The organism is Tetragenococcus koreensis, assembly GCF_003795145.1.
GTDB lineage: Bacteria > Bacillota > Bacilli > Lactobacillales > Enterococcaceae > Tetragenococcus > Tetragenococcus koreensis.
The window spans coordinates 2,329,973-2,353,839 of record NZ_CP027786.1 but is presented as its reverse complement, the minus strand read 5'-3'; the positions used below and the strand labels follow the sequence as shown (position 1 = coordinate 2,353,839).

The following is a 23,867-nucleotide window of genomic DNA, read 5'->3' as shown; positions in this document are numbered from 1 at the left end:
GCATTAGTTGGCAATGAATCGTTTATTCTTTTAATACTTGTAGTGGGTTCATTAATTGCTTTTGCTCTAAGTTTTGTGAGCGGTTAACTTCAAAATGCAAATGGGGACCTGTGCTGTTCCCTGTTGAACCGAGAAGAGCAATTGTTTGCCCTTGTTTAACCGTTTGTCCCACCTTGGCAATATTACGACTGCAGTGCGCATAAAGGGTGGTTAAACCATCGCTATGTTTAATTGCAACATAATTTCCCCAAGAGGGATGATATTCTGATTGGATCACTTTCCCACTTTTTGCTGCTTTAATCGGTGTGCCTTTTGCAGCAGCAAAATCGATTCCTCGGTGAAATCCGCTTCCACGTTGACCAAACTGCGAGGTCAGCGTCGGTTTTTCTACAGGAGTAATGTAGTCCCCGCTTTCATTTCCTAGCTCTTTTTCCGCCTCGTCATAGTTTATTAAGTCGTATGTTTCAATAATCGCGTCTAATTTTTCATGATATGCTGTTGATATTTTACATACCGTGCAGTCAGATCATCGTCTACGTCAATATGTTTTTCGGCTTCTTTTCCGCTATCTCCTTCCTCTTCTTTATAAATCGACTGATAATCGTCCCCATCTTTTGAGGCTAATATTTCATATTGCGGGCTTTCTGCATGGAATTGTAAAATAATCTCTCCGATTTTCTTTTCTTCACCTATATCTACAACCAGCCATTGATCATCTGTTTTATCTGCTGACCATCTGGTTGTTGGATCCCCGTCTACTGCATTTTCTCCCACAAACTGAGGGTAATTCCAATCATCACCTGACTTGCCCCCTTCTACTCCTGAATAAGTAACATCCTTTTGGTAAAGTAAGCCCTCTGCATCTTCTGCATGCACACTCTTTCCATTAAAAAGAAAAGTTGCGAAGCAAAATGTTAACAAAATAAAGAACACTTTTTTATTCATGTTATCTCCCCTTTTTTAAGTTTTAATCTATTTATTACGCGATCACCCTTAAATCGTTGTTAGCGATTACATATTTGCTTAAATAAACTGGGATAAAAGTCTCCAGCAATGGTAAAGTGACGAATGATTAGCGGATTACTTCTGCGATTACCGATCGCAAAAGTCAAAAACCCAAAACTTGAAGTAAGTAATCTTTCGTGGATCATTGCTGGGAAATAACCCCTATCCCAGTTCTAATTTTTATTTAGCTTCTACAGAACCAATAATATCGTTTGCTTGTTTGTCCCCAACTTCTATTGCTAAATCCGCAATATTATCTGGATTTGTAAAGACAACGATAATGTCTGTTTTACGATCTGCTTTTTCAATAGCCTCTAAATCAATTTTAGCAAGCAGCTGTCCTCGAGCTATTTTTTGATTTTCTGTTACATACAAATTAAATGGTTCTCCCTTTAAGGTAACCGTATCAATTCCCATGTGTAATAACACTTCTACGCCAGCTGCTGTTTCAATTCCTAAGGCGTGTTTGGTTGGGAAGATATTGGTAATCTTACCCGCAACAGGAGCAAAAATTTCTCCATTATTTGGTAGAACTGCATAGCCATCGCCCATCATTTTTTGTGAAAAAACATCATCTGAAACTTCTGTCATTGGGATAACGGTTCCGTTCGCTGCAGCGTAAACTTCATTAACGGCAGAAATTTCTTCAACTGCTTCTACCGGTTTAGCTGTAGAAGCCACGGGTGCGCCAGTATGAAGACGAGACAACTCATCCGCAACGAACTGTACTTCTGTTCCGACAATAATTTGAATATTATTTTTATCAATGGCTTTTACGCCTGGAACACCTGTTGCTTTGATTTTAGCTTGGTCCACATCCTGTGTATCTTTTACTTGTAAACGTAAACGTGTCGTACAATTATCAACACTTACTAAGTTATCTTTGCCCAAACCAGCGTAAATACGTTGGGCTAATGCTGCAAATTTATCATCGCCTGCAGGAATATCCTCTGTCATTTCCTCATTCGTACTTTCTTCTCGGCCAGGCGTCATTAAATTAAATTTAGTAATAACAAAGCGGAAAGTAAAGTAGTAAACGACAGCCATTACAAGCCCAAAGACCAGCAACATATAAGGTTGATTAGCGATTGGCACGCGTAAACTTAACACAAAGTCAACTAAACCTGCACTAAAGTTAAACCCGGCTGTCCACTGAAATGTTGCCACAATAAACATTGAAAGACCTGTTAAAAGAGCGTGTACAACATATAATGGCCATGCAACAAACATGAAAGCAAACTCTAACGGCTCAGTAACTCCCGTAAAAAAAGAAGCAAATGCGGCAGCTAGCATTAATGAAGCTGTTTCTTTTTTCTTTTCCGGACGAGCTGTATGATACATCGCAAGAGCGCCTGCTGGCAAACCAAACATCATAACGGGGAAGAAACCTGCTTGGTACATCCCAGTAATTCCTTTAATTCCGTCATTTGCCCAAAATTTACCAATATCATCAATTCCAGCTAAATTAAACCAGAAAACGTTGTTTAACGCATGGTGTAAACCCGTCGGAATTAAGAGACGGTTAAAGAAGCCATAGAGGCCTGCGCCCAATGCCCCTAAGCCAGAAATAAACTCTCCAAAGGTAACTAAAGCAGTGTAAACTGTAGGCCAAACAAAAATGAACACGACTGAAATCAGAGACATGACTACAGCTGTTACAATGGGAACCGATCGTTTCCCACTAAAAAATGACAAGGCCATCGGCAACTTCACATTATTGAAACGATTATATAATGCCGCAGCAACCAAACCAGCAACAATCCCAACAAATACATTTTCATTATTGATGGCTTCAAAAGCAACATTTACCTCTGTTATATCAACTTTTGTAAAAGTTGCAACAGCTTCTGAATTGACCAAAGTCATAGGTGTTAAGAATGCGACTAATCCTGCTAAAGCAGAAGAGCCATCTTTATCCTTTGCCATCCCTATAGCGATACCAACTGCAAATAAAATCCCTAAATTATCTAAGATGGTGCCGCCAGCTTGTATTAGGAAGGCTGCAATAATATTATTTTCTCCCCAACCACTAGGATCAATCCAATAACCAATCCCCATAAATAGTGCAGCAACTGGTAAAGTTGCAACCGGCAGCATTAACGAACGTCCCATCCGTTGCATATAAGCTTTCATTTCTTTTCCTCCGTCTGTTTGGCTAAACGCAAGCGTTCAATGTGAATCGCTAGGTAGCCTAATTCTTCACTTGTAGTAGATATTTGATATTCTTTAATCAGTAAAACCCGTATCTTTTTTGCTACTTCGTAACTTTCAGGGTATTTACTTTTTACCATTTTTACAATCTCATCATCTAAAACGGCATATTGTTGTTTGTAATAGCGTTGTAAAAGTAACCGCATATGATTGGCTAAACGAGAATAGTTCAATGACATTTGTTCCGAATGAATATCGACGTCTAATTCTTTTTCAACTAAACGAATAATATTTGAAATGATGGTGACTTCTCGGATACTTTGATGATTATTATGGTTGCCCATCCGACCACTATGAATATGGATTGCAATATAACCAGCTTCATCATATGTATAAGGGATATTTAATTCCTTATTTAAATAATCGACCGCCCATTGTGCGATACTGAATTCGTCACTATATAAAATTTCAATTTCTCGCAGCAGCTTGTTTCGGATAATAATGCCGTTTCGAATATTTGAAGCTGAAAAAGCAATATGGTCAGCCAATGCAATCAATACATGCTCATCTAGTTTTTCCATCAGAACCGTTTCTGCGTAATCCACAATATGTTCTACTGCAAACAAAAACTTTTCATCGATTTGATTTAGCAAACTTTGTAATTTTTTCTGTCCCTCAGGTTCCATTACAAACATTCGCTCCACTTCATTGGAAAATAAAAGGTCGTTTCGTTTCTTATCAAAACCAACCCCTTTACCGATGGCTACTTTTTCTTCCCTATCATCCTCAACCAATACAGCATTTTGATTTAAGATCTTTTTGATTTTCATTTCTAACAATCCCTCTTCTGCAGAATGGTAATTTTCATTTTCTAGGAACTTTTGCTTGGGGCCAACAAACAAAAAAGCATGGAAAAATCCTTAAAGGTGTATACGGCACCCTTTATGGACCTTTCCATGCCTAGTCTTTTCCTAGTCACATGAAAATAATATGTTAACAAATTTAATTCTATAGAGCGGGTATGTTTTTGTCAAGACGAAATAGGAGAAAACTTTTTTCCCGTATTTACGTTGATAAAAACATCTCATTTTCGTCATTAACAATCGAAAGAGTCACCCAAATGATTAGATGAATTGGGACTATTTTACTTTATCAAAAAAACTTATGCATTGGTTAAACTGCTGACAAATTCTTTTAATGCTTCTTTATCCTTTTCATCCGCTTTATTATCAATTTTTAATACATCATGTCCTTTTTTCGTCCCTGCTTGCTGGAAATCTTCGTTAAATATCTCAGCAGCAAAACAATACGTATCAGAATGATATTCTTTATCACCACTACCAACTACACCATAAACTTTCCCTTTCAAACCTTGTTTTCTTAAATTTTCTTCGAAGTAAACAAAATTAGCCGATACCTCACCATTATTATAAGTATACGTCGCAATAACACAAATATCCACACCCGTAAATTCCTCCTCATCTGCGTCCTCCGCGTCGTCAGTCCCCATCCGTATGACCTTCAACACCTTGATTTTGGAATTTTCCTTCTAAAATTTCAGATATTTTTTCTGTGTCCCCGTCGTGGCAGCGTATACAATTTTAGCTAACGCATTAAATCTCCCTTTCTAAAGTTCATTTCAACACGTTTATTAAATCACAATATGGAAGAAACTTTTATAAAATTTATTAAGGCTAAACTTTATAGTAACTGAAATCGTTTCTCTCGTACATGCCACAATTATTCATAATTATTGGTGGCTCATCTTGTGAGTTGCCTCCAATATTTTTTCCGATCGGTGGTACATTTTATAAGTTCCCACCAATAGGTTTGCAAATTGGATGGACATTGTTTGGTATCCATCAAAAACGGTGATATTTTGTTATCTTCGCAAATATAGAGAGCTAATTTTCACTTTCATACATAGCGATTGCTTAAATCACTTGCTAAAAAAAATGATTTATTTCACAATGGGGGTGAAGACAAATTCTCAAAGGAGGAGAACTAAATGACGGATGTAAAAAAAGAGGCGCTAAAAGTTAGCCAGGAAAAGGGCGGTAAGCTAGAGATACGATCGAAAGTCCCAGTGCAAAATCGAGAAGATTTAGCCATCGCTTATACTCCCGGAGTAGCGGCGGTGAGTTCGGCCATTGCAGAAAATAAGGAAGATGTCTACACTTATACGACTAAGAAAAATACCGTTGCGATTGTAACGGATGGTTCTGCAGTGTTAGGTTTGGGTAATATTGGCCCCGAAGCGGCATTACCTGTAATGGAAGGGAAAGCGGTTTTATTCAAAGAATTTGCCAACATTGATGCCTTTCCGATTTGTCTTGCTACTCAAGATACAGAGGAAATTATCTCGCACATTCAAGCGCTCACCCCTTCATTGGGTGGGATTAATTTGGAAGACATCGCGGCTCCACGCTGCTTTGAAATTGAACGGCGCTTAAAGGAAAGCTTGGATATTCCGGTATTTCATGATGATCAGCACGGCACCGCCATTGTCGTTTTAGCTGCTTTATATAATGCCTTAAAATTAGTTAAAAAAGATATAGCTAAAAGCAAGATTGTGATCAATGGCGCGGGAGCTGCAGGAATTGCCATCACCAAAAAATTCTTAGCAGCTGGCGCGCAAAATATCCTTTTGGTTGATAAAGCTGGGATCATTTCCGCTGACGCGTCTGATTTAGATGAACGACATCAAGAAATTGCCCAAGTAACCAATCCAAACCATTTAAAAGGCGATTTGCAGGAAGCATTAAAAGACGCCGATGTATTTATTGGGGTATCCGCTGGTAATATCTTGCAAAAGGAATGGATCCAAGCGATGAACGACCAACCGATTATTTTCGCCATGGCAAACCCTACGCCCGAAATTATGCCAGATGAAGCTAAAGAAGGTGGCGCATTTATTGTAGGCACGGGGCGTTCTGACTTTCCAAATCAAATCAATAATGTGTTGGCGTTTCCGGGTATTTTCCGCGGAGCACTAGATTCACGTGCCAGTGATATTACAGATGAAATGCAGATTGCTGCCGCAAAGGGAATTGCAGCGGTGATCCCAGAAGAGGAGTTAAATGCCGATTATATTATCCCTGATGTTTTTCATCCTGATGTGGTAAATATTGTTGCCCACAGCGTGTCTGATTCTGCACGAAAATAATAAAAAAGATTGTCGTAAATGCAGCGTACAAAAACGACAATCTTTTTATTCGCCCCAATCGTTGGGGGACCAAAGCGTACCGTCAAGTTGTCCTTGAATTTGTTCGGTACGTTTTTGTTGTTCTAAAAGTAAATCTCTCATTCCTAGTAGTAAAGCCTTTTGTTTATAGTCCAGACTGCCTGCAACTAATTGATCAAGCTGTTCGAGTGACCATTGAATATCTTCTTCCATTACCAAGAACCTCCTGCTTGATCCAGATACATTTGGATCTCATCTAATTCCATGCGATTATCTTCAATCAATTCTTTCACTTGTTCTAAAACAAATGGACTTCCAGCAGGTAATGTTTTCTCGTTTATGGTATCCAATTGTTGTAAGAACCATGTTTCTTTAGCACGTAAAGTATCGAAATCTTCGATCATCAAGTATTGCTGGTAAGCAATCAGCATGCGCATTTTTTCGATTTCTTCCATATAGTGAAATTGGAAAATGAGAAATGGTTTTAAAAAGTGCATCTGCGTTTTTTTAGCCATCGCTTGATACGGCGTTGTTAAGGCACTGAGTGAAAAGCCTTCGCGACCGCCCACTTGGTATTCTTTTTCTGGCATACCGATCATCAACACTAAACCCAGTTCTTTTCCTTTTAGCTTGTTGCCACCAAAACCATAGGCAAAATTTTCGGTCAGCACTTCATCCAACCAATGTTTTAACATGGGCGGTGAGGAATACCAGTACAATGGAAATTGCAAGATAATACGATCATGGTTTTGCAGTAGCTCTTGTTCTTGTTTAATATCAATCTTCCCCGCAGGATAGGTCGATTCTAAGTGGTGATACGTAACTTCTGCAGTATCCGGCAATGCTTCTTTTAAATATTGCTGGCTGCCAGATTCATCGATTTCAGGATGTGAAACGATAATAAGCGTCTTCATAGTCTCTAAACGCCTCCTTGTCGTAAACATTATACCAGTTTGCATTGCTCCAGTCATGTCATCGATTTATTGTGTTAACTGCATTTGGCAGCTTAACTATTTCTTAAAGGCTGATCTGATTGCACCAGCGACAGCTCCTCTGCGTCTGGCTTTCACTTTGCGCTGTTGTTTGCTCAAATTCTTTTTCTTGGAGGGCCCTTGTCCGGTACGTAGCTTTTTTGAAGCTTGCGCCCAGTTTCTAGTGGCTCGTCTTCTTCCTAGCATTTATTTTTCACCTCTTAGTTGGTAAACTAACAAGACTCATTTATTCTGTCAACTTTCTTTTCCTCTTTTCCTAGGGTACAATAATTGTAAATAATCGAGGAGGTCAGTTATGTCTCAGGTGCTTCATTTTGCGAAAAGCTATCGTAAACAAATTATCTTAGGACCCGTATTCAAATTTCTAGAAGCGATTTTTGAATTAATTTTACCCTTATTGATGGCAAGTTTAGTCGATGACGGTATTCAAAAAGGCAATTGGCCTATTGTAGTAAATAGAGCAATTTGGATGCTGGTGATTTCCATAATTGGTCTCGGATGTGCTGTTGTTTGTCAATATTTTGCCTCGGTGGCATCGCAGGGCTATGGTACCGAATTACGCAATCAGCTGATGAAAAAAGTCAATCAGCTTTCACATCAAGAACTCAATGATTTCGGTACTGATACCTTAATTACCCGGATGACAAATGATATCAACCAAGTACAGTTGGCTTTGGCGATGCTGATCCGCCTAGTGGTACGAGCACCTTTTTTAAGTATAGGTGCTGTAGTCATGGCGTTTTTTATTGATTGGCAAATGGGACTCATTTTTTTAATTGTACTCCCTACTTTTTGTTTAATTTTATTTGGAATCATTACCCGTTCTGTTCCTTTATATCAAAAAGTACAAAGCTATCTGGATCGGATCAATGAAATTGTAGCCCAAAATTTAAGCGGCGTACGTGTGATTCGCGCATTTAGCCGTCGTAAAACAGAGGTTGACCGTTTCGATGAATCAACCGATAAACTTTCTTCGGTCTACGTTCGCGTATCCAACATTTCCGCTTTATTAAATCCAGCAACCACTTTAATCATGAATATCGGCGTTTTAGGCATTCTAACCATTGGTGGATTCAAAGTAAATATCGGCGGGTTACAACAAGGACAAATTTTAGCTCTGGTTAATTATATGAACCAAATGCTCTTGGCTTTGATTGTGGTATCCAACTTGGTGGTTATCTTTACCCGTGCTTTTGCTTCAGCAAGTCGGATAGAAGAGGTCTTTGATGCAACGGTAGAAATTCACGATCCAAAAGAAAGTACCACACCGAAAAAAACAGGCGGCGCTATCCAGTTTTCTCATGTTGATTTTCGTTTTTCAGTTGATTTTGGTTTAGCTTTAAAAGACATTGATTTCACAGTTGAAGCTGGGAAAACAATTGGCATTACCGGACCAACGGGTAGTGGGAAAACTGCATTGACACAACTCATCCCCCGTTTTTATGATGTAGCGGATGGCGCGGTTTTGGTCGATGATGTGGATGTAAGGAAGTGGCCATTAACTGATCTACGCAAAAACGTCGGTACGGTCCAACAAACAGCCATCCTATTTACTGGTACTATCCGTGAAAACTTACAATGGGGAAAAAATGACGCGACCGATGAAGAATGTTGGCGCGCACTAGAAATTGCACAGGCTCAAGAATTTGTATCCCATTTACCTCAAGGGTTAGACACACCGGTTTATGAAGGCGGGAAAAACCTTTCTGGTGGTCAACAACAACGTTTAACCATTGCGCGGGCGCTAATTAAACAGCCCGAAATTTTAATTCTTGATGATTCTTTAAGTGCTTTAGATTATCAAACCGATTATAACCTACGTCAAACCTTAAAGGGGTTAGATTGCACGGTTTTAGTCATTTCACAACGCATTCGTTCTATTCAAGATGCCAGTCAAATCTTTGTTATGGAGGCAGGCCGTCTGGTAGCTAAAGGGACGCATGAAAAACTATTAGAAACTTCCCAAGAGTATCAGGAAATCGTCGCCTCACAAGAGGAGGGAAACCAATGAAAACAAAGTCGCTGGACTGGACTAGCTTTCGTCGCTTTTTATCCTATTTAGCAAAATATAAAAAAGAAAATTGGTTAGCTGTCCTCTTTGGGCTGATCGCTGGCTCAACGACAGTTTATATTACTTATTTAATTGGTCGTGGTGTTGATCAATTGGTAGGTGAAAACCAAGTTCACTTTACTGGTTTATTTAAAATAGGCGGCTTATTTGCAGGTATTGTATTGCTTACGGTGGTCAGTCAATGGCTCATTCAACGTCTAGGAAACAAGGTTGCCTATTGGGCAGTAGCCGATTTACGCAAAGATGCCTTTTCTCATCTGAATCGTTTGCCTTTGCGGTACTATGATCAAACGTCACATGGTAATATCGTCAGTCATTTTACTAATGACATGGATAACATCTCCATCGCTGTTTCCCAGATTTTCAATCAATTATTTGCCGGAATGTCGGTTGTGCTATTGGCTTTATTTATGATGCTGCGAATGAGTGTCGTTTTGACGATCGTTGTGCTAGTTTCGACGCCTATAATTTTTCTGGTGAGTTATCTAGTGGCTAGGTCTTCCCAAGCAAATTTTGCCGCACAGCAAGAAATTGTCGGCACCGTATCAGGATTTGTTACTGAAATGGTAGGTAACCAAAAGATTGTCAAAGCTTTTCAACAAGAAGAAAATAATCAAGAACAGTTTGAAAAGATCAATCAAGAATTATACGTTAAAGGACAAAAAGCGCAATTTTCTTCTTCATTGAGCAATCCTTTATCACGCTTTGTTGATCATTTAGCTTATTTAGCTGTGGGATTTACAGGCGGTTATTTGATTTTATCCGGAAGCGAATTGGTGACAATCGGAGTGGTCTCAAGTTTTACGATCTATTCTACCCAATTCACGAAACCCTTTATTGAAATTTCTGGTGTCATGACCCAAATTCAAATGGCTCTGGCAGGACTGACGCGAACTTTTGATTTATTGGATAAAAAAGAAGAAGATTCAGATGCAGATAAACAAGATTTACCAACAATTAAAGGCGAGATCCAATTTAATTACGTTGATTTTTCCTATGAAAATGGTCAATCTTTGATTGAGGACTTTAATTTTACTGCTAAACCTGGTGAAACGATAGCTATCGTGGGAAAAACAGGTGCAGGAAAATCAACGCTAGTGAATTTATTGATGCGTTTTTACGAAGTAGACAGTGGGGAAATTTTACTCGATGGTCTCAATATTGATGACATCAAACGTGATCAACTCCGCAAAAGTTTTGGCATGGTGCTGCAAGATACGTGGCTGTTTGATGCCACCTTACGAGAAAATTTGACTTATGGCAATGAAGCTGCTAGCGATAAAGAAATTTATACAGCTTTACAAAAAGCTTATATGTATGATTATGTAATGCGTCTGCCACACGGCTTGGATACATCAATTGGCCATCATGGCATCAAAATTTCGGATGGACAAAGGCAATTGCTAACCATTGCACGTACAATGGTCAGCGAGCCTCCGATGTTAATTCTAGATGAAGCAACCAGTTCCGTAGATACTCTGACGGAGCAAAAAATCCAATCTGCTTTCCTTGAAATGATGGAAGGTCGGACCAGCTTTGTGATCGCCCATCGTCTGTCGACAATTCAATCTGCCGATAAAATCCTCGTGATGGAAAACGGCCAGATCGTAGAAGCCGGTACTCACGAAGATCTACTAGAGAAAAAAGGTTATTACGAACAATTGTACCGAGTACAGTTTGAAGAATAAGTAGCAGCATCTTTTCTTTCCCAAAAGCCACTGTATTGCTTATATAGGTATCCTTGGAGAAAGAATTCTTAAAACGTTATCCGTCTTTTCTTTCTCGGATAATGTTTTTATGTTTCTTTCTTCATCTTTTACCTTTTTCATGCTTTTATACTGATTTCTTCTCTTTTTCAGATAATACTTTTGTTTTTCTTTATCCATCTTTCACTTTTCGGAGAATAAATGCCTAAAACGTTATCCGTCTTTTCTTTCTCGGATAATGTTTTTATGTTTCTTTCTTCATCTTTTACCTTTTTCATGCTTTTATACTGATTTCTCCTCTTTTTCAGATAATACTTTTGTTTTTCTTTATCCATCTTTCACTTTTCGGAGAATAAATGTCTAAAACGTTATCCGTCTTTTCTTTCTCGGATAATGTTTTTATGTTTCTTTCTCTATCTTTTACCTTTTTCTAAAAATTAGCATTTTTCCAATTTTTCCTTTTTTCTAAATTATTAAAATAGTCCATTTTATTTTCAAACCAGTATTCAAATAAGATTCCTTCGTTTCTATGACCGATACTTCTTTTAGTTGACTTCTGAATCACTGTAAAATACTTTTTCAGGATATACTTCAAATATGTTTCTTGTACGTTTTTTCCAAAAAAATTCTTTAAATCTTTCAATTTTAGATCTTGGTCATGGAAAATCACACCGTATTCACAGATTGTCCGTACGTATGCCGTTGCTTTTGCCTCAACATATCCACAACTACAGTGAACAGTATGTCTTTTTGGCGTCGTTTGAAATTGATGACAACGAGGACAACAAATCCCTTTTTGCAGTTGTTCTGCTTCAGCATGCGTTAACTTATACTTTGTTCGAAAGTCGTTTATTTGATATTGAAAAAGGATAGATTTCCAATGGGGGTAGCGTTCATCGGACGATTGTTGATTCAACTTCGTTAACCACAGCGGAATTTTATTAAAAGTTAAGATTGTTTCTGCAATATCATCTTTTATTTGAATATTTGATTCTGGATCCAAAAAGGCCAAAACACCTTTTACTTGCAGCTGTATTCCTTGTTCTTTGAGTATATTTTCAATGATTCGTACGGCTCTGCGCAATTGCTCCAAAATGTTGGTGGGTAGTTTTTTCCCATTACGCTGCCAACTCCCATCCTGTAAAGTGTAGTCTCCTTGGTAAAACTTCATGTCAATGATATACACGATACTGCCTATGAGCAATATTTTATCAATCTGGACAATGCTTGATTGGTATTGCAAGGTAATATCATCTATTGCCGTTATTTTCCCCGACAAAAACGTCTCCGCCATTTTATCCATTTGTTTCTCTCCTAAAACGCCTTTTTGCAATCTTTGTAAGTCCCAACGTTCTTTCTCGCTTAGTTGTTTACGTTGACCGACTGTTTCCAGCCATTGTAAGCCATGCGGTTTCTTTCTCATTTTGCGCCTCCTAATAAATTGTATTCATTAATAAGTACGCAAAAATAAGTCAAATCTTTTTTTCAACAAAAAAAATCGCCCCTGCTGAAAAGATCAGCCTAGGACGATTTTAAATTTCTAATTTCTACCTAAGAAAAATGAAACAACTGCAACAACGATAATTGCCCCAATAATAGATGGGATAATCGCCATACCGCCGATAACAGGGCCCCAATTTCCTAGAATTGCTTGTCCAATAGATGAACCAACCAGGCCTGCAATCACATTAAAGATAATGCCCATTGATCCGCCTTTGTTTGTAATAGCGCCAGCAATTGCGCCAATGACGCCACCGACGATAATTGTCCATAACCAACCCATAATAAACGACTCCTTTCGTTTTTTATTCTTTGATCAAATTAATTAACGCATCATAAGTATGCGAAAAATCAAGTGTATCTGAATGGTCGTAATTTTTCAAATCTTTTACCATCGCTGTTAATTTTTTTGGATCTGTTTCAGTGGTGTGTTGAATATAATCCAAATCTTCAAGCTAGTTATAGTAAAACGCACTCGCTTTACCATAGTTGTTATCAAATACAAGGCACGGTGTTTGTGTAATGGCAGAAAAGATCATCCCATGCAAACGGTCGGTTACCACCACTTCGCTTGCTTTGATTTGATCTAATTTAAGCGTCAATAACCAATCCCGCTCAGATATCCTTACAATATCAAGGGGAGGATCTGCATCCGTTTTTACATCATAAGCTTTAAAAGAAAGCACAGTATCCGTTGGTTCTACTTCTTCGCCAGCATTTTCCAAGCTGTTGGTTAGTTGCGCTATTAATTCATCTGATGTGACTTTTTCAGCATCCTTACGCATGATAAACAACGTACCGTCTCGCTCAAACTCAGGGCGTTTTGGTTGTAGAAATAAAACCATATCAGATGTGAGAATGGCATTTACCTCAAAATGTTCTTTGAAATAATTTAGTGTTTGCGTGTCTCTTGCAACAAGGGTCAAATTAGGATTCTTATTATAAGCTTCTTGGCTTTTTCTTAATTCCTCTTGTCCTTCTTCTGTGTCTTCAAAATAAACAGACTGAGGAAAAGAAATCGTCTTGTTGTTAACAAAAGTAGAAAACACTTTGCGTCGCGGAATTTCATGCGCTATGTGTAAGTTACCAATATTCCCACCGCCGACATAGCCAATCATGTCATCAGGGCGCAGTAATGGTAATAATTCCTCGATCGCTTGGTCCGTTTGTGGTTCGGTGATTTCAATGTAGACTAATTCCGGAAAGTTTTCTGCAAAAAATCTCTTTTGTGCTTCACTAACCGCTAAATCGCCTAAATTATTATAAATCGGTGTTCCAAACATATAAAAACGTTGTCGGTCTTCAGGCAACTGCTTAATTAACTCTGTTAAAGAAAGTTGTCCTAAGGTGTAAGCAAAATTTAAATTCGTAATATCCGCTAACAAGTTTACTGTCATACAAACCGCTTCCTTTCTTAGAAAGTGATTGTCCGTAGTCAAGCCAGAATAAACGACTTCTTTATTTTTTATTTTTTAATCAAATCGATCAATTCATCATAGCTATGTGAAAAATCATGTAGATATGAATGTTCGTAGCCTTTTAATCCTTCAATCATAGGTGCCAATTTGTCTGGATCTTTTTCTGTTGTATGTTGGATGTAATCCAAATCTTCAAACCAGTTATAGTAAGAGGCACTCGCTTTACCGTAGCTATTGTCAAATACCAAGCAAGGCGTTTTTGTTAGTACACAAAAGATCATGCCATGCAAGCGGTCCGTTACTACAGCTTCACTGGCTTTGATTTCTTCTAATTTACGTTCAATCAACCAGCCACGTTCTGAGATACGTACTTCATCTAAATTAGCTGCTGTATCCGCATTGCTATCGGAAGCTTTAAATGGCAAAACGGTATCCGTTTGTTCTACGTCATCGCCCACGTTATTCAGTTTATAGCTTAATCTTTCTAACAATTCTGGGTTGATAACTTTTTCAGTGTCTTGTCGCATAATAAATAGTATCCCATCACGTTCAACATCCGAAGGGTCTGGTTTAAGTGAAGCGACGATATCTGAAGTATAAATAACATCTACGTCAAAATTCTTTTTAAAATAATCTAATGGTTGTGTTTCTCTAGCAACAAGGGTTAAATTAGGATTTTTATTGTAAGCTTCTTGGCTTTTTCTTAATTCTTCTTGTCCTTGTTCTGTATCTTCAAAGTTAACCGATTGTGGAAAGGAAATGGTTTTATTATTGACAAATGTAGAGAATACCTTACGGCGTGGTTCTTCATGGTCTAAATAGGTATTGCCAATGTTTCCTCCACCAGTATAGCCGATCATATCACTCTCGCGTAGCATCGGTACTAGTTCTTTAATTGCATCATCTGTTTGTGATTCTAAAATTTCGATATAAGTTATTTCAGGAAAAACTCTTTTGAAAAAAGCTTTTTCAGCATAAGCTACTGCTTGGTCGCCTAAATTGTTATAATCAGGGACACCAAACATATAAAAACGGCGTGGTTCTTCTGGTAATTGTTTAATCAATTCAGTTAAAGAAATTTGACCTAAGGTGTAAGCAAAGTCTAAGTTATCAATGTTTATCGCTCTTTTAATTGCCATTTAGATCTCTCCTCTCTTTATTTAACTACAATTAAACTATAACTTTTATAAAAACGTCTGTCCAACGAAAGCCATTATGATAAAGAAGGCGAAAAAAAAAAATAGAGCAGATCACCTGCTCTATTAAAAGTTATTTTTAAAAGGACTTATAAAAACCTGTAGTCTTTTTTTATTCTACCCAACTATCCACTTTGTCTCGGTTTTCATCAATCCAATCACTGGCTGCATCTTCTGGATCTTTTCCATCCTCGATGTCCAACATGATTGATTCCATATCATCGACATCCCATTTGAAGTTATCTAAAATTCGATAAGCTCCTGGCATATCGTCTTCAAAGCCGAGTCGGGTCATCGTATGGATACTTTCAGCTTCTCCCATAGTGCCTTTAGGATCATCTAAATATTTCAAATCATATCGTTGGAAGATCCAATAAGGATTCCAACCTTCAACGACAATCTCATCGTTATCATTAATGGCACGCTCCAATTGAGCATTCATCGCACCCGTGGATGAAATGATTTGTTCCCAATCAGATAAATTCGGATAAGCTTCCAGTGTTTCGTCGGTCGCTTGGACGATTCCGGCGCCCGGCTCGATTCCGGTAATTTCTCGATTCGCTTGATCATCTAAATCTTCAATGGAATCGACATCCATATATGATGGGACAACCAGTCCTAGCTTCGCTTGCTTATCAATGTGAGGTCCTAGATCGTCAACGTCATTTTTAAATTCCTCATATTGGGCTTGATGAGTAATCGGTAACCAAGCCCCCGTCATCGCGTCAGCTTGTCCATTTGCGACAGCTTCCCAAACAACCGGGATATCAAGGGAGGTCATATTAACATTATAGCCTTGTTCTTCTAAGACTTGGGAAATCACATTAGTGGAAACCACTTGGTCGTCTTGTTGTGCATAAGCCAATGTAATTGTGCCTTGGTTCGATTGATTAATGGAAGAATAAACGCCGATTGTAGCAAAAAATACGACCACTACTGCAATAGCTCCTCCAACAATGGTTTTTTTCTTCTTGGATATTCTTGCTTGCGTTTGTTCAACGGGCCGATTCATGGCTTGGGTGAAGCGGTCCATGATAATAGCAAGAATAACAATACCTACGCCATAAACAAAGCCATTACCAACGTCTGAACGTTGCACCGCTGCTAGAACGCCTTGTCCTAAACCAGGTGTACCGATCATTGAAGCAATCACGACCATGGATAAAGTCAACATAATCGTTTGGTTAATCCCAGCAAAGATATTTCCTTTAGCTAGAGGTAAATCTAGTTTGAATAATCTTTGCCAAGGCGTTCCACCAAAGGATTCGGAAGCTTCGACTAATTCAGTTGAAATTTGACGAATCCCGAAGTTGGTCATCCTGACAGTCGGCGGCAGTGAAAAGATGACCGAAGCAAATACTCCGGGAACCATCCCTACACCAAAGAAAGCCACAGCAGGTATCAAATAAACAAAACCTGGCATCGTCTGCATCACATCTAAAATGGGAGTAACAATACTTTGTGCTGTTTCACTTTTAGACATCAAAATCCCTAACGGAACACCAATCACAACAGCGATCAAGCTGGAGATAACTACCAGCGTAATTGTGTTCATCAAGTCTGCCCACATCTCTTGATTATAGATAAGTAGTAGACCTAACAAAGTAATAATTGGAATCCACCATTTTCGATGGAAAATAAAATACGCAGCAATAGCGATCAATACCATCAATAATAACGGTGGTACTGCTGATAAGGTATTCGTCATGAAATCCATGACCGCTTGACCTACTGTCTGTAGAAATGAAAAGAATCCTGACCAATGTTCAGTCAGCCAATCAACGCCAGTATCGATCCAATCAGCCAGCGGGATCGATTGTTGTAGAAAATCAAACATTAGCACTCACTTCTTTCTTATATTCCTTTATGGACTATTCGACCCAGCTATCTGCTTTGTCTTGATTATCCTCAATCCAATCTCTGGCTGCATCTTCTGGATCTCTACCGTCTTCCATATCTAGCATTACGCCTTCCACGTCTTTGACATCCCATTCGAAATTATCCAAAATTTGATAAGCTTCTGGCATGTCGTCTGCTAAGCCCTCACGTGCGAAAGTGTAGATACTTTCAGCATCCCCCATTGCACTTTTTGGATCATCCAATGTTTTTATATCAAAGCGTGAGAACATCCAGTGCGGGGTCCAACCAGTGATCACAATTTCGTCTTCTTGTGCAATCGCCCGTTCTAACTGAGTCGTCATCGCACCTGTAGATGATAATTCTTGCTGCCAGCCTTCTAAGTTAGGATATTCTTCTAAGGTATTTTCTGCAGCTTGCACGATCCCTGCACCTGGTTCAATCCCTGTAACAACTTGACCGGCTTGGTCATCCAAATCTTCAATCGAATCAACATCCATATACGATGGAACTACAAAGCTGTTTTGCGCTTGTTTATCCACATTTGGACCTAAATTATCCAAGTCATCTTTAAATTCTTCGTACTGCGCTTGGTGAGTAACTGGCAGCCAAGCGCCGACCATCGCATCGGCTTCGCCATTGGCTACGGATTCCCACATCACCGCATTATCCAGTGAAGATGTGGTCACATTGAAGCCTTGATCTTCTAGTACTTGTGCAATCACGTTCGTCGAAGCGATTTGGTCATCTTGTTCAGTGTAAGCCAGTGTGATATTTCCAGTATTTGAACTACCAGAAGAAAAAGCGCTGATCGCTCCCCAAACAATTACTACAGCTGCAACTGCTGTAGCTATCCAAATCTTGCCTTTTTTAGACTTTTTCTTTTCTGCCACTTGTTTTGGTTGACTCGTTTTATTTAACCGTTGGGTAAAACGGTCCATAACAATTGCTAGAACTACAATACTTACGCCAAAAGTAAAACCATTCCCTACTTGTGAACGTTGTACCGCAGATAATACACCTTGGCCTAAGCCAGGAGCACCGATCATGGAAGCAATCACAACCATGGAAAGAGCTAACATGATCGTTTGGTTGATCCCGGCAAAAATGTTTCCTTTTGCCAGTGGCATTTCTAATTTAAATAATTTTTGCCAGCCGGTTCCACCAAAAGAATCGGAAGCTTCGACTAGTTCAGTAGGGACTTGCCTAATTCCAAGGTTTGTCATGCGAACAGTGGGTGGCAAGGAGAAAATGACGGAAGCAAATACACCGGGAACCATCCCGATACCAAAGAAAGCTACCGCTGGAATCAAATAAACAAAACCTGGCATCGTCTGCATAATGTCTAAAATCGGTTTAATAATACTTTGAGCAGTTTCACTTTTTGACATCAAAATGCCTAAAGGAACACCGATCACAACAGAAATCAAACTCGACATGATGACAAGAGTAATCGTATTTAATAAATCTCCCCACATGTCTTGGTTATAAATAAATAATAATCCCAAAAAGGTGAAAATAGGCATTCCCCATTTTCGATTAAAGGCAAAATACGCAGCAACAGCTAATAATACAATTAAAATCAATGGTGAAATCATCGATAACAGATTGGTCATACCATCCATTATCATTTGTCCTACCGTTTGTAAAAATGAAAAGAATCCTGACAAGTTTTCAGTTAGCCAATCAACCGCCGCATCAGCCCAATCTGCCACAGGAATTTCTTGTTGTAGCAAATCAAGCATCCACATTCACCCCATTTTCGTCAGCTTCTTCTTGAGAGGAAGCCGTTTTTTCATTATTATTTGTCTCTTCGTTTTCTTCTTCCTTATCACTAGCCGTCATAGCACCAATCACGCTACCACGAACGACAACGCCTGCTACCCGATCATTTTCATCCACAACTGCAAGTGGTGCAGGTGAATTATAGATTAAATCAAAGATATCAGTGACTAAGGTATCTTTTTGAATTTTTCGTACGTTTTTATCTATTACTTCCTTGAGCGGCTTATCGTTCTTACGAGCATCTAAAGCTTCTTCAGCCGTCAAACTACCATCTAAGTGACGTTTACGATCCACGGCTAACAGCATGCTGACTTCTTCTTTACGCATCCGTTGCAATGCCACATTAGGACCGTCTTCTTCGGCATTAATGACAAGGGCAGGTTCCATAATATTTTCGGCCGTCAAAACTTTTGAACGGTCGATATCTTCTGTAAATTCGCGAACGAAATCGTTGGCTGGATGCGTCAAGATTTCTTCACCGGTACCAATTTGCATGATTTTCCCATCACGCATCAAAGCAATCCGGTCACCAATACGCAAAGCTTCATCCAAATCATGGGTAATGAAAATAATGGTTTTTTGGACTCTTTCTTGTAAATCCAATAAATCATCTTGCATATCGCGGCGAATCAACGGATCCAATGCGGAGAATGCTTCATCCATCAGCAAGATTTCTGGATCATTAGCTAATGCTCGAGCCAAACCGACACGCTGTTGCATACCACCGGATAGTTGGCTAGGAAATTGGTCTTTCACTGATAGCAAGCCGGAGTTATCTAATGCTTCTTCGGCTTTTTTCTGCCGTTCTTCTTTTGCTACCCCACGGACTTCCAAGCCGTATTCGGTATTTTCTAAAACTGTCCGTTGTGGTAAAAGCCCAAAGTTTTGGAAAACCATGTTGACTTTCGTACGACGAACTTCACGTAAATCTTCTTTGGACATTTTTGCTACATCTTCATCATCAATATACACTTCACCTGAAGTTGGTTCGATTAAACGGTTGATCAATCGTACCAAAGTGGATTTCCCACTACCGGATAACCCCATGATAACAAAGACTTCTCCTTCTTCTACATCAAAACTAACATCATGAACCCCTACAGTTGCACCTGTTTCTTTTAGGATTTCTTGTTTGGATTTTCCTTCTTTGACCAAATCAAGTGCTTGTTGGGTTCTTCTACCAAATACTTTGGTCAAATGTTCTACTCGAACTTTACTCAAATTCATCATACTCCCTTTCTATTTTTAAAGAATTTTATTTCTATCATCATCGCATAATCTCAAGTTCATAATACCATACTTAAAAATCGAACCAAAAGATAACGATCATCGATTAAGGTTCTATTTGACCCATTCTTCGACCTTGTCGGGGTTTTCTTCAATCCAATTTTGGGCCGCTACTTCTGGGTCTGTCCCTTCTTCTATTTCAAGCATGACTGATTCGATATCTTCGACCTCCCACTGGAAGTTATCCAAAATTTGATAAGCTTCTGGCATGTCCTCTTCTAGACCTAATCTTGCCATGGTCACAATGCTTTCAGCACCGCCCATGCCACCTTCTGGGTCTTCTAAAAATTTCACATCAAAACGTGAAAAAATCCAATGTGGACTCCAAGCTGATACCACAACTTCCTCTTCTTGACTAATGGCACGCTCCAATTGTGTCGTCATCGCTCCAGCAGAAGAAGTAGCTAATTCCCAATCTTCTAAATTAGGATAAGCTTCTAAAGTCGCTTGAGCAGCTGCTGTATTTCCTGCACCAGGCTCAACACCAGTAATGGTCTGATCGGCTTCATCTGTTAAATCTTCAATCGAATCAACATCCATATAAGATGGTACGACAATGCCATTTTGGGCTTGTTCATCTAAGCTGGGGCCCAAATTGTCTAACTGGTCTCCTAGTTGAGCATAATTTGCTTCATGGGTTGTCGGTAACCATGCACCTAACATCGCATCGGCTTGACCGTTTGCCACCGCTTCAAAAGTGACCGGAATATCCAAAGCCGTCATGGTAACATTATACCCTTGTTCTTCTAGCACTTGTGCGATCACAGTTGTTGTTGCTACTTGGTCATCTTGTTCGGCATAAGCGAGTGTAAGGGCTCCTTTGTTAGCATCACTTTGTGACACCCCACCTATGATTGCAAGTACGATTACTGCTGCAGCAGTAAGGCCGCCAACCAATATTTTTCTTTTCTTAGGTATAGGTTCAATTTCACTTTGATCTTTCCCACGATTTTTATTTAAGCTTTGGGTAAAGCGATCCATCATAATCGCTAAAATAACTACGCCAACACCATAAACAAAACCTGAGCCAATTTGTGAACGTTGCACAGCAGCTAATACGCCTTGGCCTAAACCAGGTGTTCCGATCATTGAAGCAATAACCACCATAGATAAAACCATCATGGTCGTTTGGTTAATACCAGCAAAAATATTTCCTTTGGCTAGCGGAAGTTCGACTTTAATCAATTTTTGGATCCCTGTACCCCCTAAGGAGTCTGAAGCTTCTTTGATTTCGGTATCCACTTGGCGAATACCCAAGTTAGTTAGTCGAACAGTCGGTGGTACCGCAAAAATGACTGAAGCAAAGGTCCCTGGTACCATCCCAATACCAAAGAAAGCAACGGCTGGAATCAAATACACAAAGCTAGGCATTGTTTGCATCACATCTAAAATGGGCTTAATCACCACTTGTGCTTTATCGCTTTTAGCCATTACTATCCCTACAGGAACACCTATGACAATCGCAATAAAGCTGGAAACAATGACTAACGTGAGTGTATACATTAAATCGTCCCACATATTTTGATTATAAATAAAGACGAAGCCAATCAAAATGAATACTGGCATTTGCCATTTCTTATTAAAGACAAAGTAAGCTGCAATTATAAGTAATAAGATCAATAGTATAGGAGGGATTGCCGCTAATGTGTTGGACATTACGTCCATCACGCTTTGGCCGATGACCTGCAACAAACTAAAAAGTCCGGATAAATTCTCAGTTAACCAGTCGACAATCGCATCAATTACCTGGGCAATTGGAATCTTTTGTTGTAAAAAATCAGCCATTTGCGATCACTTCTTTTATTCTGTTTTTATTCACCTTAAACACTCCTCATTTTTGTAAGACAAAAACTGCCAGAATTTTCATTCCAGCAGTTTCCACGACTTATTCAGTCCAGCTTTCAACTTTTTCTGGATTCTCTTCAATCCAGTTTTGAGCTGCCTCTTCAGGCTCGGCTCCATTTTCTATTTCAAACATTACAGACTGAATATCGTCAATTTCCCACTGAAAATTATCTAGTATTTGATAAGCTTCTGGTTCGTCTTCTTCTAAACCTTCTCGTGCCATGGTTTCAATATTTTCAGGTACTCCCATCGTCTCTTTAGGATCTTCTAGCATCGTTAAATCATAACGTGAAAAAATCCAATGCGGTGCAAAGATCGAAACCACGATTGGTTCTTCTTGTTTGATCGCCTGATCTAGTTCAGCAATCATGGCAGCTGTTGACGAATTAACTTGTTCCCAACCAGATAAATTCGGATAAGCATCAATGGTTTCATCCGTCGCATCTGACGTCCCTGTCCCCGGCTCAACGCCGACAATTTCTTGATCTGCTTGATCCGTTAGGTCTTCAATGCTTTCAACATCTTCCATATAAGCAGGAACAACCAAACCCGTTTGTGCGCTATTTTCTAAGTTTGCGCCTAATTTATCCATTTGATCGCCAAACATATCATATTGGGTTTTATTGGTTGCCGGCCACGCGCCAACCATTGCATCGGCTTCGCCATTTGCCACAGCTTCCCACATCACTGGAATATCCAAAGCGATGGTGTTCACTTCATAGCCTTCGTCTCTTAAAACTTGAGCGATGACGTTCGTCGAAGCCAGTTCGGTATCTAAATTAATATAAGATAGCGTGATCGAACCTCTTGCCGACCGATTTGAAGTCATTAACCCAAGAGTAGTAATCACTACCACAGCTGCAGCAATCGATAGTCTCATTATTTGTTTTTGGCGCTTCGGTGTTTTAACGTGTTCGTTTACTTTTTCTGCACTCGATTGGTTCATCCGTTGTGCCAGACGATCCATAATAATCGCTAGGATCACAATCCCCACGCCATATACAAATCCACTGCCGACCTCAGAGCGTTGCACCGCTGCTAAAACTCCCTGGCCAAGTCCTGGCGCACCAATCATTGAACTAATAACCACCATTGATAAACTCAACATAATGGTTTGATTGATACCGGCAAAAATACTGCCTTTAGCAAGTGGGATTTCCAATTTATAAAGTTTTTGCCAATTGGTTCCGCCAAATGAATCCGAGGCTTCTTTCAATTCGTTATCTACTTGCCGAATCCCCAGATTAGTTAAACGAACAGTAGGTGGTACTGCAAAAATAACGGAAGCAAAAACGCCGGGTACCATGCCAATACCAAAGAAAGCAACGGCGGGTATCAGATACACAAAGCCTGGCATAGTTTGCATCACATCTAAGATGGGTTTAATAATGGCTTCTGTTTTATTGCTTTTAGACATCAAGATTCCAATAGGAACCCCGACAGCTACAGAAATTAAGCTAGATAAAATCACTAACGTGAGTGTATACATCAAGTCTGACCACATATCTTGGTTGTAAATAAACAATAAGCCAACCAAGATAAACACTGGCATTTGCCATCGTTTTTTAAAAATAAAATAAGCTGCTACTGTTAACACTACCATCATTACGATGGGTGGCACTGCAGATAAGCCATTTGACATGATATCCATTAAAAATTGACCAATGGACTGAATGATTGAAAAGAAAACTGTAAGATTTTCAGTCAACCATTCAACAATATTATCTACCCAAGCAGCTATCGGAATCGGATTTTCTAAAAAATCAATAATGGCTAGACACCTCAGCGTGTGGTTCAGATTTCTTTGCTCTCATAATAAACTCTCCTTATTTTTTTGGATTTGGAATTAATACATGTTATTTAGAGTAAC

22 protein-coding genes are annotated in these 23,867 nt (G+C 39.2%); 3 read left to right on the top strand and 19 right to left on the bottom strand.

Features of this window, described 5'->3' with window-relative positions; translation table 11 throughout:
• Window positions 1-22 precede the first annotated feature (22 nt).
• The 5 genes from C7K43_RS13480 to C7K43_RS11240 form a co-directional block, all read right to left on the bottom strand.
• Window positions 23-331 (bottom strand): M23 family metallopeptidase, encoded by a 309-nt coding sequence (locus C7K43_RS13480; protein WP_226996790.1) that lies wholly within the window; start codon window positions 329-331, stop codon window positions 23-25.
• Window positions 332-477: 146 nt separating this feature from the next.
• Window positions 478-945: a discoidin domain-containing protein gene (locus C7K43_RS11255; RefSeq protein WP_124006919.1), complete on the bottom strand. Its 468-nt coding sequence runs from the start codon at window positions 943-945 to the stop codon at window positions 478-480.
• Between the two features lie 240 nt (window positions 946-1,185).
• The gene (nagE, locus tag C7K43_RS11250) at window positions 1,186-3,138 is read right to left on the bottom strand and encodes an N-acetylglucosamine-specific PTS transporter subunit IIBC (RefSeq protein WP_124006918.1); all 1,953 of its coding nucleotides are present in this window, start codon (window positions 3,136-3,138) and stop codon (window positions 1,186-1,188) included.
• Window positions 3,135-3,986, bottom strand: a complete 852-nt coding sequence (locus tag C7K43_RS11245) for a PRD domain-containing protein (protein ID WP_124006917.1) — start codon at window positions 3,984-3,986, stop codon at window positions 3,135-3,137. The genes nagE and C7K43_RS11245 overlap by 4 nt, the downstream gene beginning before the upstream one ends.
• A gap of 332 nt (window positions 3,987-4,318) precedes the next feature.
• Window positions 4,319-4,666, bottom strand: a complete 348-nt coding sequence (locus tag C7K43_RS11240) for a flavodoxin domain-containing protein (RefSeq protein ID WP_226996659.1) — start codon at window positions 4,664-4,666, stop codon at window positions 4,319-4,321.
• A 498-nt stretch (window positions 4,667-5,164) separates the two neighbouring features.
• Between C7K43_RS11240 and C7K43_RS11235 the strand changes: the two genes are divergently transcribed.
• Window positions 5,165-6,322: an NAD(P)-dependent malic enzyme gene (locus C7K43_RS11235; RefSeq protein WP_124006916.1), complete on the top strand. Its 1,158-nt coding sequence runs from the start codon at window positions 5,165-5,167 to the stop codon at window positions 6,320-6,322.
• Window positions 6,323-6,367: 45 nt separating this feature from the next.
• Here the strand turns inward: C7K43_RS11235 and C7K43_RS11230 are convergent, their stop codons facing one another.
• From C7K43_RS11230 to C7K43_RS13225, 3 genes are all read right to left on the bottom strand, one after another.
• Entirely contained in the window at window positions 6,368-6,553 is a 186-nt protein-coding gene (locus tag C7K43_RS11230) for a hypothetical protein (RefSeq protein WP_124006915.1), read from the bottom strand.
• Window positions 6,553-7,254, bottom strand: coding sequence for an NAD(P)H-dependent oxidoreductase (locus tag C7K43_RS11225; RefSeq protein WP_124006914.1), 702 nt, complete (start codon window positions 7,252-7,254; stop codon window positions 6,553-6,555). Before C7K43_RS11225 ends, C7K43_RS11230 begins: the two co-directional genes overlap by 1 nt.
• A gap of 96 nt (window positions 7,255-7,350) precedes the next feature.
• Window positions 7,351-7,518, bottom strand: coding sequence for a hypothetical protein (locus tag C7K43_RS13225; protein ID WP_157977749.1), 168 nt, complete (start codon window positions 7,516-7,518; stop codon window positions 7,351-7,353).
• 109 nt (window positions 7,519-7,627) lie between these two features.
• On the opposite strand from C7K43_RS13225, the gene C7K43_RS11220 reads away from it, so the two are divergent.
• Window positions 7,628-9,343, top strand: coding sequence for an ABC transporter ATP-binding protein (locus tag C7K43_RS11220; protein ID WP_124006913.1), 1,716 nt, complete (start codon window positions 7,628-7,630; stop codon window positions 9,341-9,343).
• Window positions 9,340-11,091, top strand: a complete 1,752-nt coding sequence (locus C7K43_RS11215; protein WP_124006912.1) for an ABC transporter ATP-binding protein — start codon at window positions 9,340-9,342, stop codon at window positions 11,089-11,091. Before C7K43_RS11220 ends, C7K43_RS11215 begins: the two co-directional genes overlap by 4 nt.
• A 167-nt stretch (window positions 11,092-11,258) precedes the next feature.
• Here the strand turns inward: C7K43_RS11215 and C7K43_RS11210 are convergent, their stop codons facing one another.
• The 11 genes from C7K43_RS11210 to C7K43_RS11165 all read right to left on the bottom strand — a co-directional run bounded on the left by C7K43_RS11210 (window position 11,259) and on the right by C7K43_RS11165 (window position 23,768).
• On the bottom strand, window positions 11,259-11,444 hold the full coding sequence (locus C7K43_RS11210) for a hypothetical protein (RefSeq protein WP_124006911.1): 186 nt from the start codon (window positions 11,442-11,444) through the stop codon (window positions 11,259-11,261).
• Window positions 11,445-11,539: 95 nt separating this feature from the next.
• Window positions 11,540-12,532, bottom strand: coding sequence for a nuclease-related domain-containing protein (locus C7K43_RS11205; RefSeq protein WP_124006910.1), 993 nt, complete (start codon window positions 12,530-12,532; stop codon window positions 11,540-11,542).
• A gap of 117 nt (window positions 12,533-12,649) precedes the next feature.
• The gene (locus tag C7K43_RS11200) at window positions 12,650-12,892 is read right to left on the bottom strand and encodes a GlsB/YeaQ/YmgE family stress response membrane protein (protein WP_124006909.1); all 243 of its coding nucleotides are present in this window, start codon (window positions 12,890-12,892) and stop codon (window positions 12,650-12,652) included.
• Between the two features lie 22 nt (window positions 12,893-12,914).
• The gene (locus C7K43_RS13475; RefSeq protein WP_226996658.1) at window positions 12,915-13,055 is read right to left on the bottom strand and encodes a hypothetical protein; all 141 of its coding nucleotides are present in this window, start codon (window positions 13,053-13,055) and stop codon (window positions 12,915-12,917) included.
• Window positions 13,056-13,064: 9 nt separating this feature from the next.
• Window positions 13,065-14,006, bottom strand: a complete 942-nt coding sequence (locus tag C7K43_RS11195; RefSeq protein WP_226996657.1) for a polysaccharide pyruvyl transferase family protein — start codon at window positions 14,004-14,006, stop codon at window positions 13,065-13,067.
• A 68-nt stretch (window positions 14,007-14,074) separates the two neighbouring features.
• Window positions 14,075-15,166 carry a polysaccharide pyruvyl transferase family protein gene (locus C7K43_RS11190; RefSeq protein WP_226996656.1) on the bottom strand — a complete coding sequence of 364 codons (1,092 nt, stop codon included), beginning with the start codon at window positions 15,164-15,166 and terminating at the stop codon, window positions 14,075-14,077.
• Between the two features lie 169 nt (window positions 15,167-15,335).
• A complete protein-coding gene (locus tag C7K43_RS11185) occupies window positions 15,336-17,060 on the bottom strand; it encodes an ABC transporter permease/substrate binding protein (protein ID WP_028791144.1) in 1,725 nt (574 codons plus the stop codon).
• Between the two features lie 34 nt (window positions 17,061-17,094).
• Entirely contained in the window at window positions 17,095-18,825 is a 1,731-nt protein-coding gene (locus C7K43_RS11180) for an ABC transporter permease/substrate binding protein (protein ID WP_124006908.1), read from the bottom strand.
• On the bottom strand, window positions 18,818-20,095 hold the full coding sequence (locus C7K43_RS11175) for a quaternary amine ABC transporter ATP-binding protein (RefSeq protein ID WP_193726112.1): 1,278 nt from the start codon (window positions 20,093-20,095) through the stop codon (window positions 18,818-18,820). The genes C7K43_RS11180 and C7K43_RS11175 overlap by 8 nt, the downstream gene beginning before the upstream one ends.
• Before the next feature lie 111 nt (window positions 20,096-20,206).
• Window positions 20,207-21,937: an ABC transporter permease/substrate binding protein gene (locus C7K43_RS11170; RefSeq protein WP_028791141.1), complete on the bottom strand. Its 1,731-nt coding sequence runs from the start codon at window positions 21,935-21,937 to the stop codon at window positions 20,207-20,209.
• Between the two features lie 100 nt (window positions 21,938-22,037).
• A complete protein-coding gene (locus C7K43_RS11165; RefSeq protein ID WP_124006906.1) occupies window positions 22,038-23,768 on the bottom strand; it encodes an ABC transporter permease/substrate binding protein in 1,731 nt (576 codons plus the stop codon).
• Window positions 23,769-23,867 lie beyond the last annotated feature (99 nt).

Excerpts from the sequence above, each read along its gene's own strand:
- nagE (WP_124006918.1), bottom strand. The coding sequence starts at position 3,138 with ATGAAAGCTTATATGCAACGGATGGGACGTTCGTTAATGCTGCCGGTT.
- C7K43_RS13225 (WP_157977749.1), bottom strand. The coding sequence starts at position 7,518 with ATGCTAGGAAGAAGACGAGCCACTAGAAACTGGGCGCAAGCTTCAAAA.
- C7K43_RS11225 (WP_124006914.1), bottom strand. The coding sequence starts at position 7,254 with ATGAAGACGCTTATTATCGTTTCACATCCTGAAATCGATGAATCTGGC.
- C7K43_RS11215 (WP_124006912.1), top strand. The coding sequence starts at position 9,340 with ATGAAAACAAAGTCGCTGGACTGGACTAGCTTTCGTCGCTTTTTATCC.
- C7K43_RS11220 (WP_124006913.1), top strand. The coding sequence starts at position 7,628 with ATGTCTCAGGTGCTTCATTTTGCGAAAAGCTATCGTAAACAAATTATC.
- C7K43_RS11170 (WP_028791141.1), bottom strand. The coding sequence starts at position 21,937 with ATGGCTGATTTTTTACAACAAAAGATTCCAATTGCCCAGGTAATTGAT.
- C7K43_RS11255 (WP_124006919.1), bottom strand. The coding sequence starts at position 945 with ATGAATAAAAAAGTGTTCTTTATTTTGTTAACATTTTGCTTCGCAACT.
- C7K43_RS11235 (WP_124006916.1), top strand. The coding sequence starts at position 5,165 with ATGACGGATGTAAAAAAAGAGGCGCTAAAAGTTAGCCAGGAAAAGGGC.
- C7K43_RS11210 (WP_124006911.1), bottom strand. The coding sequence starts at position 11,444 with ATGGATAAAGAAAAACAAAAGTATTATCTGAAAAAGAGGAGAAATCAG.
- C7K43_RS11205 (WP_124006910.1), bottom strand. The coding sequence starts at position 12,532 with ATGAGAAAGAAACCGCATGGCTTACAATGGCTGGAAACAGTCGGTCAA.
- C7K43_RS11195 (WP_226996657.1), bottom strand. The coding sequence starts at position 14,006 with ATGACAGTAAACTTGTTAGCGGATATTACGAATTTAAATTTTGCTTAC.
- C7K43_RS11190 (WP_226996656.1), bottom strand. The coding sequence starts at position 15,166 with ATGGCAATTAAAAGAGCGATAAACATTGATAACTTAGACTTTGCTTAC.
- C7K43_RS11240 (WP_226996659.1), bottom strand. The coding sequence starts at position 4,666 with ATGGGGACTGACGACGCGGAGGACGCAGATGAGGAGGAATTTACGGGT.
- C7K43_RS11175 (WP_193726112.1), bottom strand. The coding sequence starts at position 20,095 with ATGATGAATTTGAGTAAAGTTCGAGTAGAACATTTGACCAAAGTATTT.
- C7K43_RS11245 (WP_124006917.1), bottom strand. The coding sequence starts at position 3,986 with ATGAAAATCAAAAAGATCTTAAATCAAAATGCTGTATTGGTTGAGGAT.
- C7K43_RS11185 (WP_028791144.1), bottom strand. The coding sequence starts at position 17,060 with ATGTTTGATTTTCTACAACAATCGATCCCGCTGGCTGATTGGATCGAT.
- C7K43_RS11180 (WP_124006908.1), bottom strand. The coding sequence starts at position 18,825 with ATGCTTGATTTGCTACAACAAGAAATTCCTGTGGCAGATTGGGCTGAT.
- C7K43_RS11200 (WP_124006909.1), bottom strand. The coding sequence starts at position 12,892 with ATGGGTTGGTTATGGACAATTATCGTCGGTGGCGTCATTGGCGCAATT.
- C7K43_RS11230 (WP_124006915.1), bottom strand. The coding sequence starts at position 6,553 with ATGGAAGAAGATATTCAATGGTCACTCGAACAGCTTGATCAATTAGTT.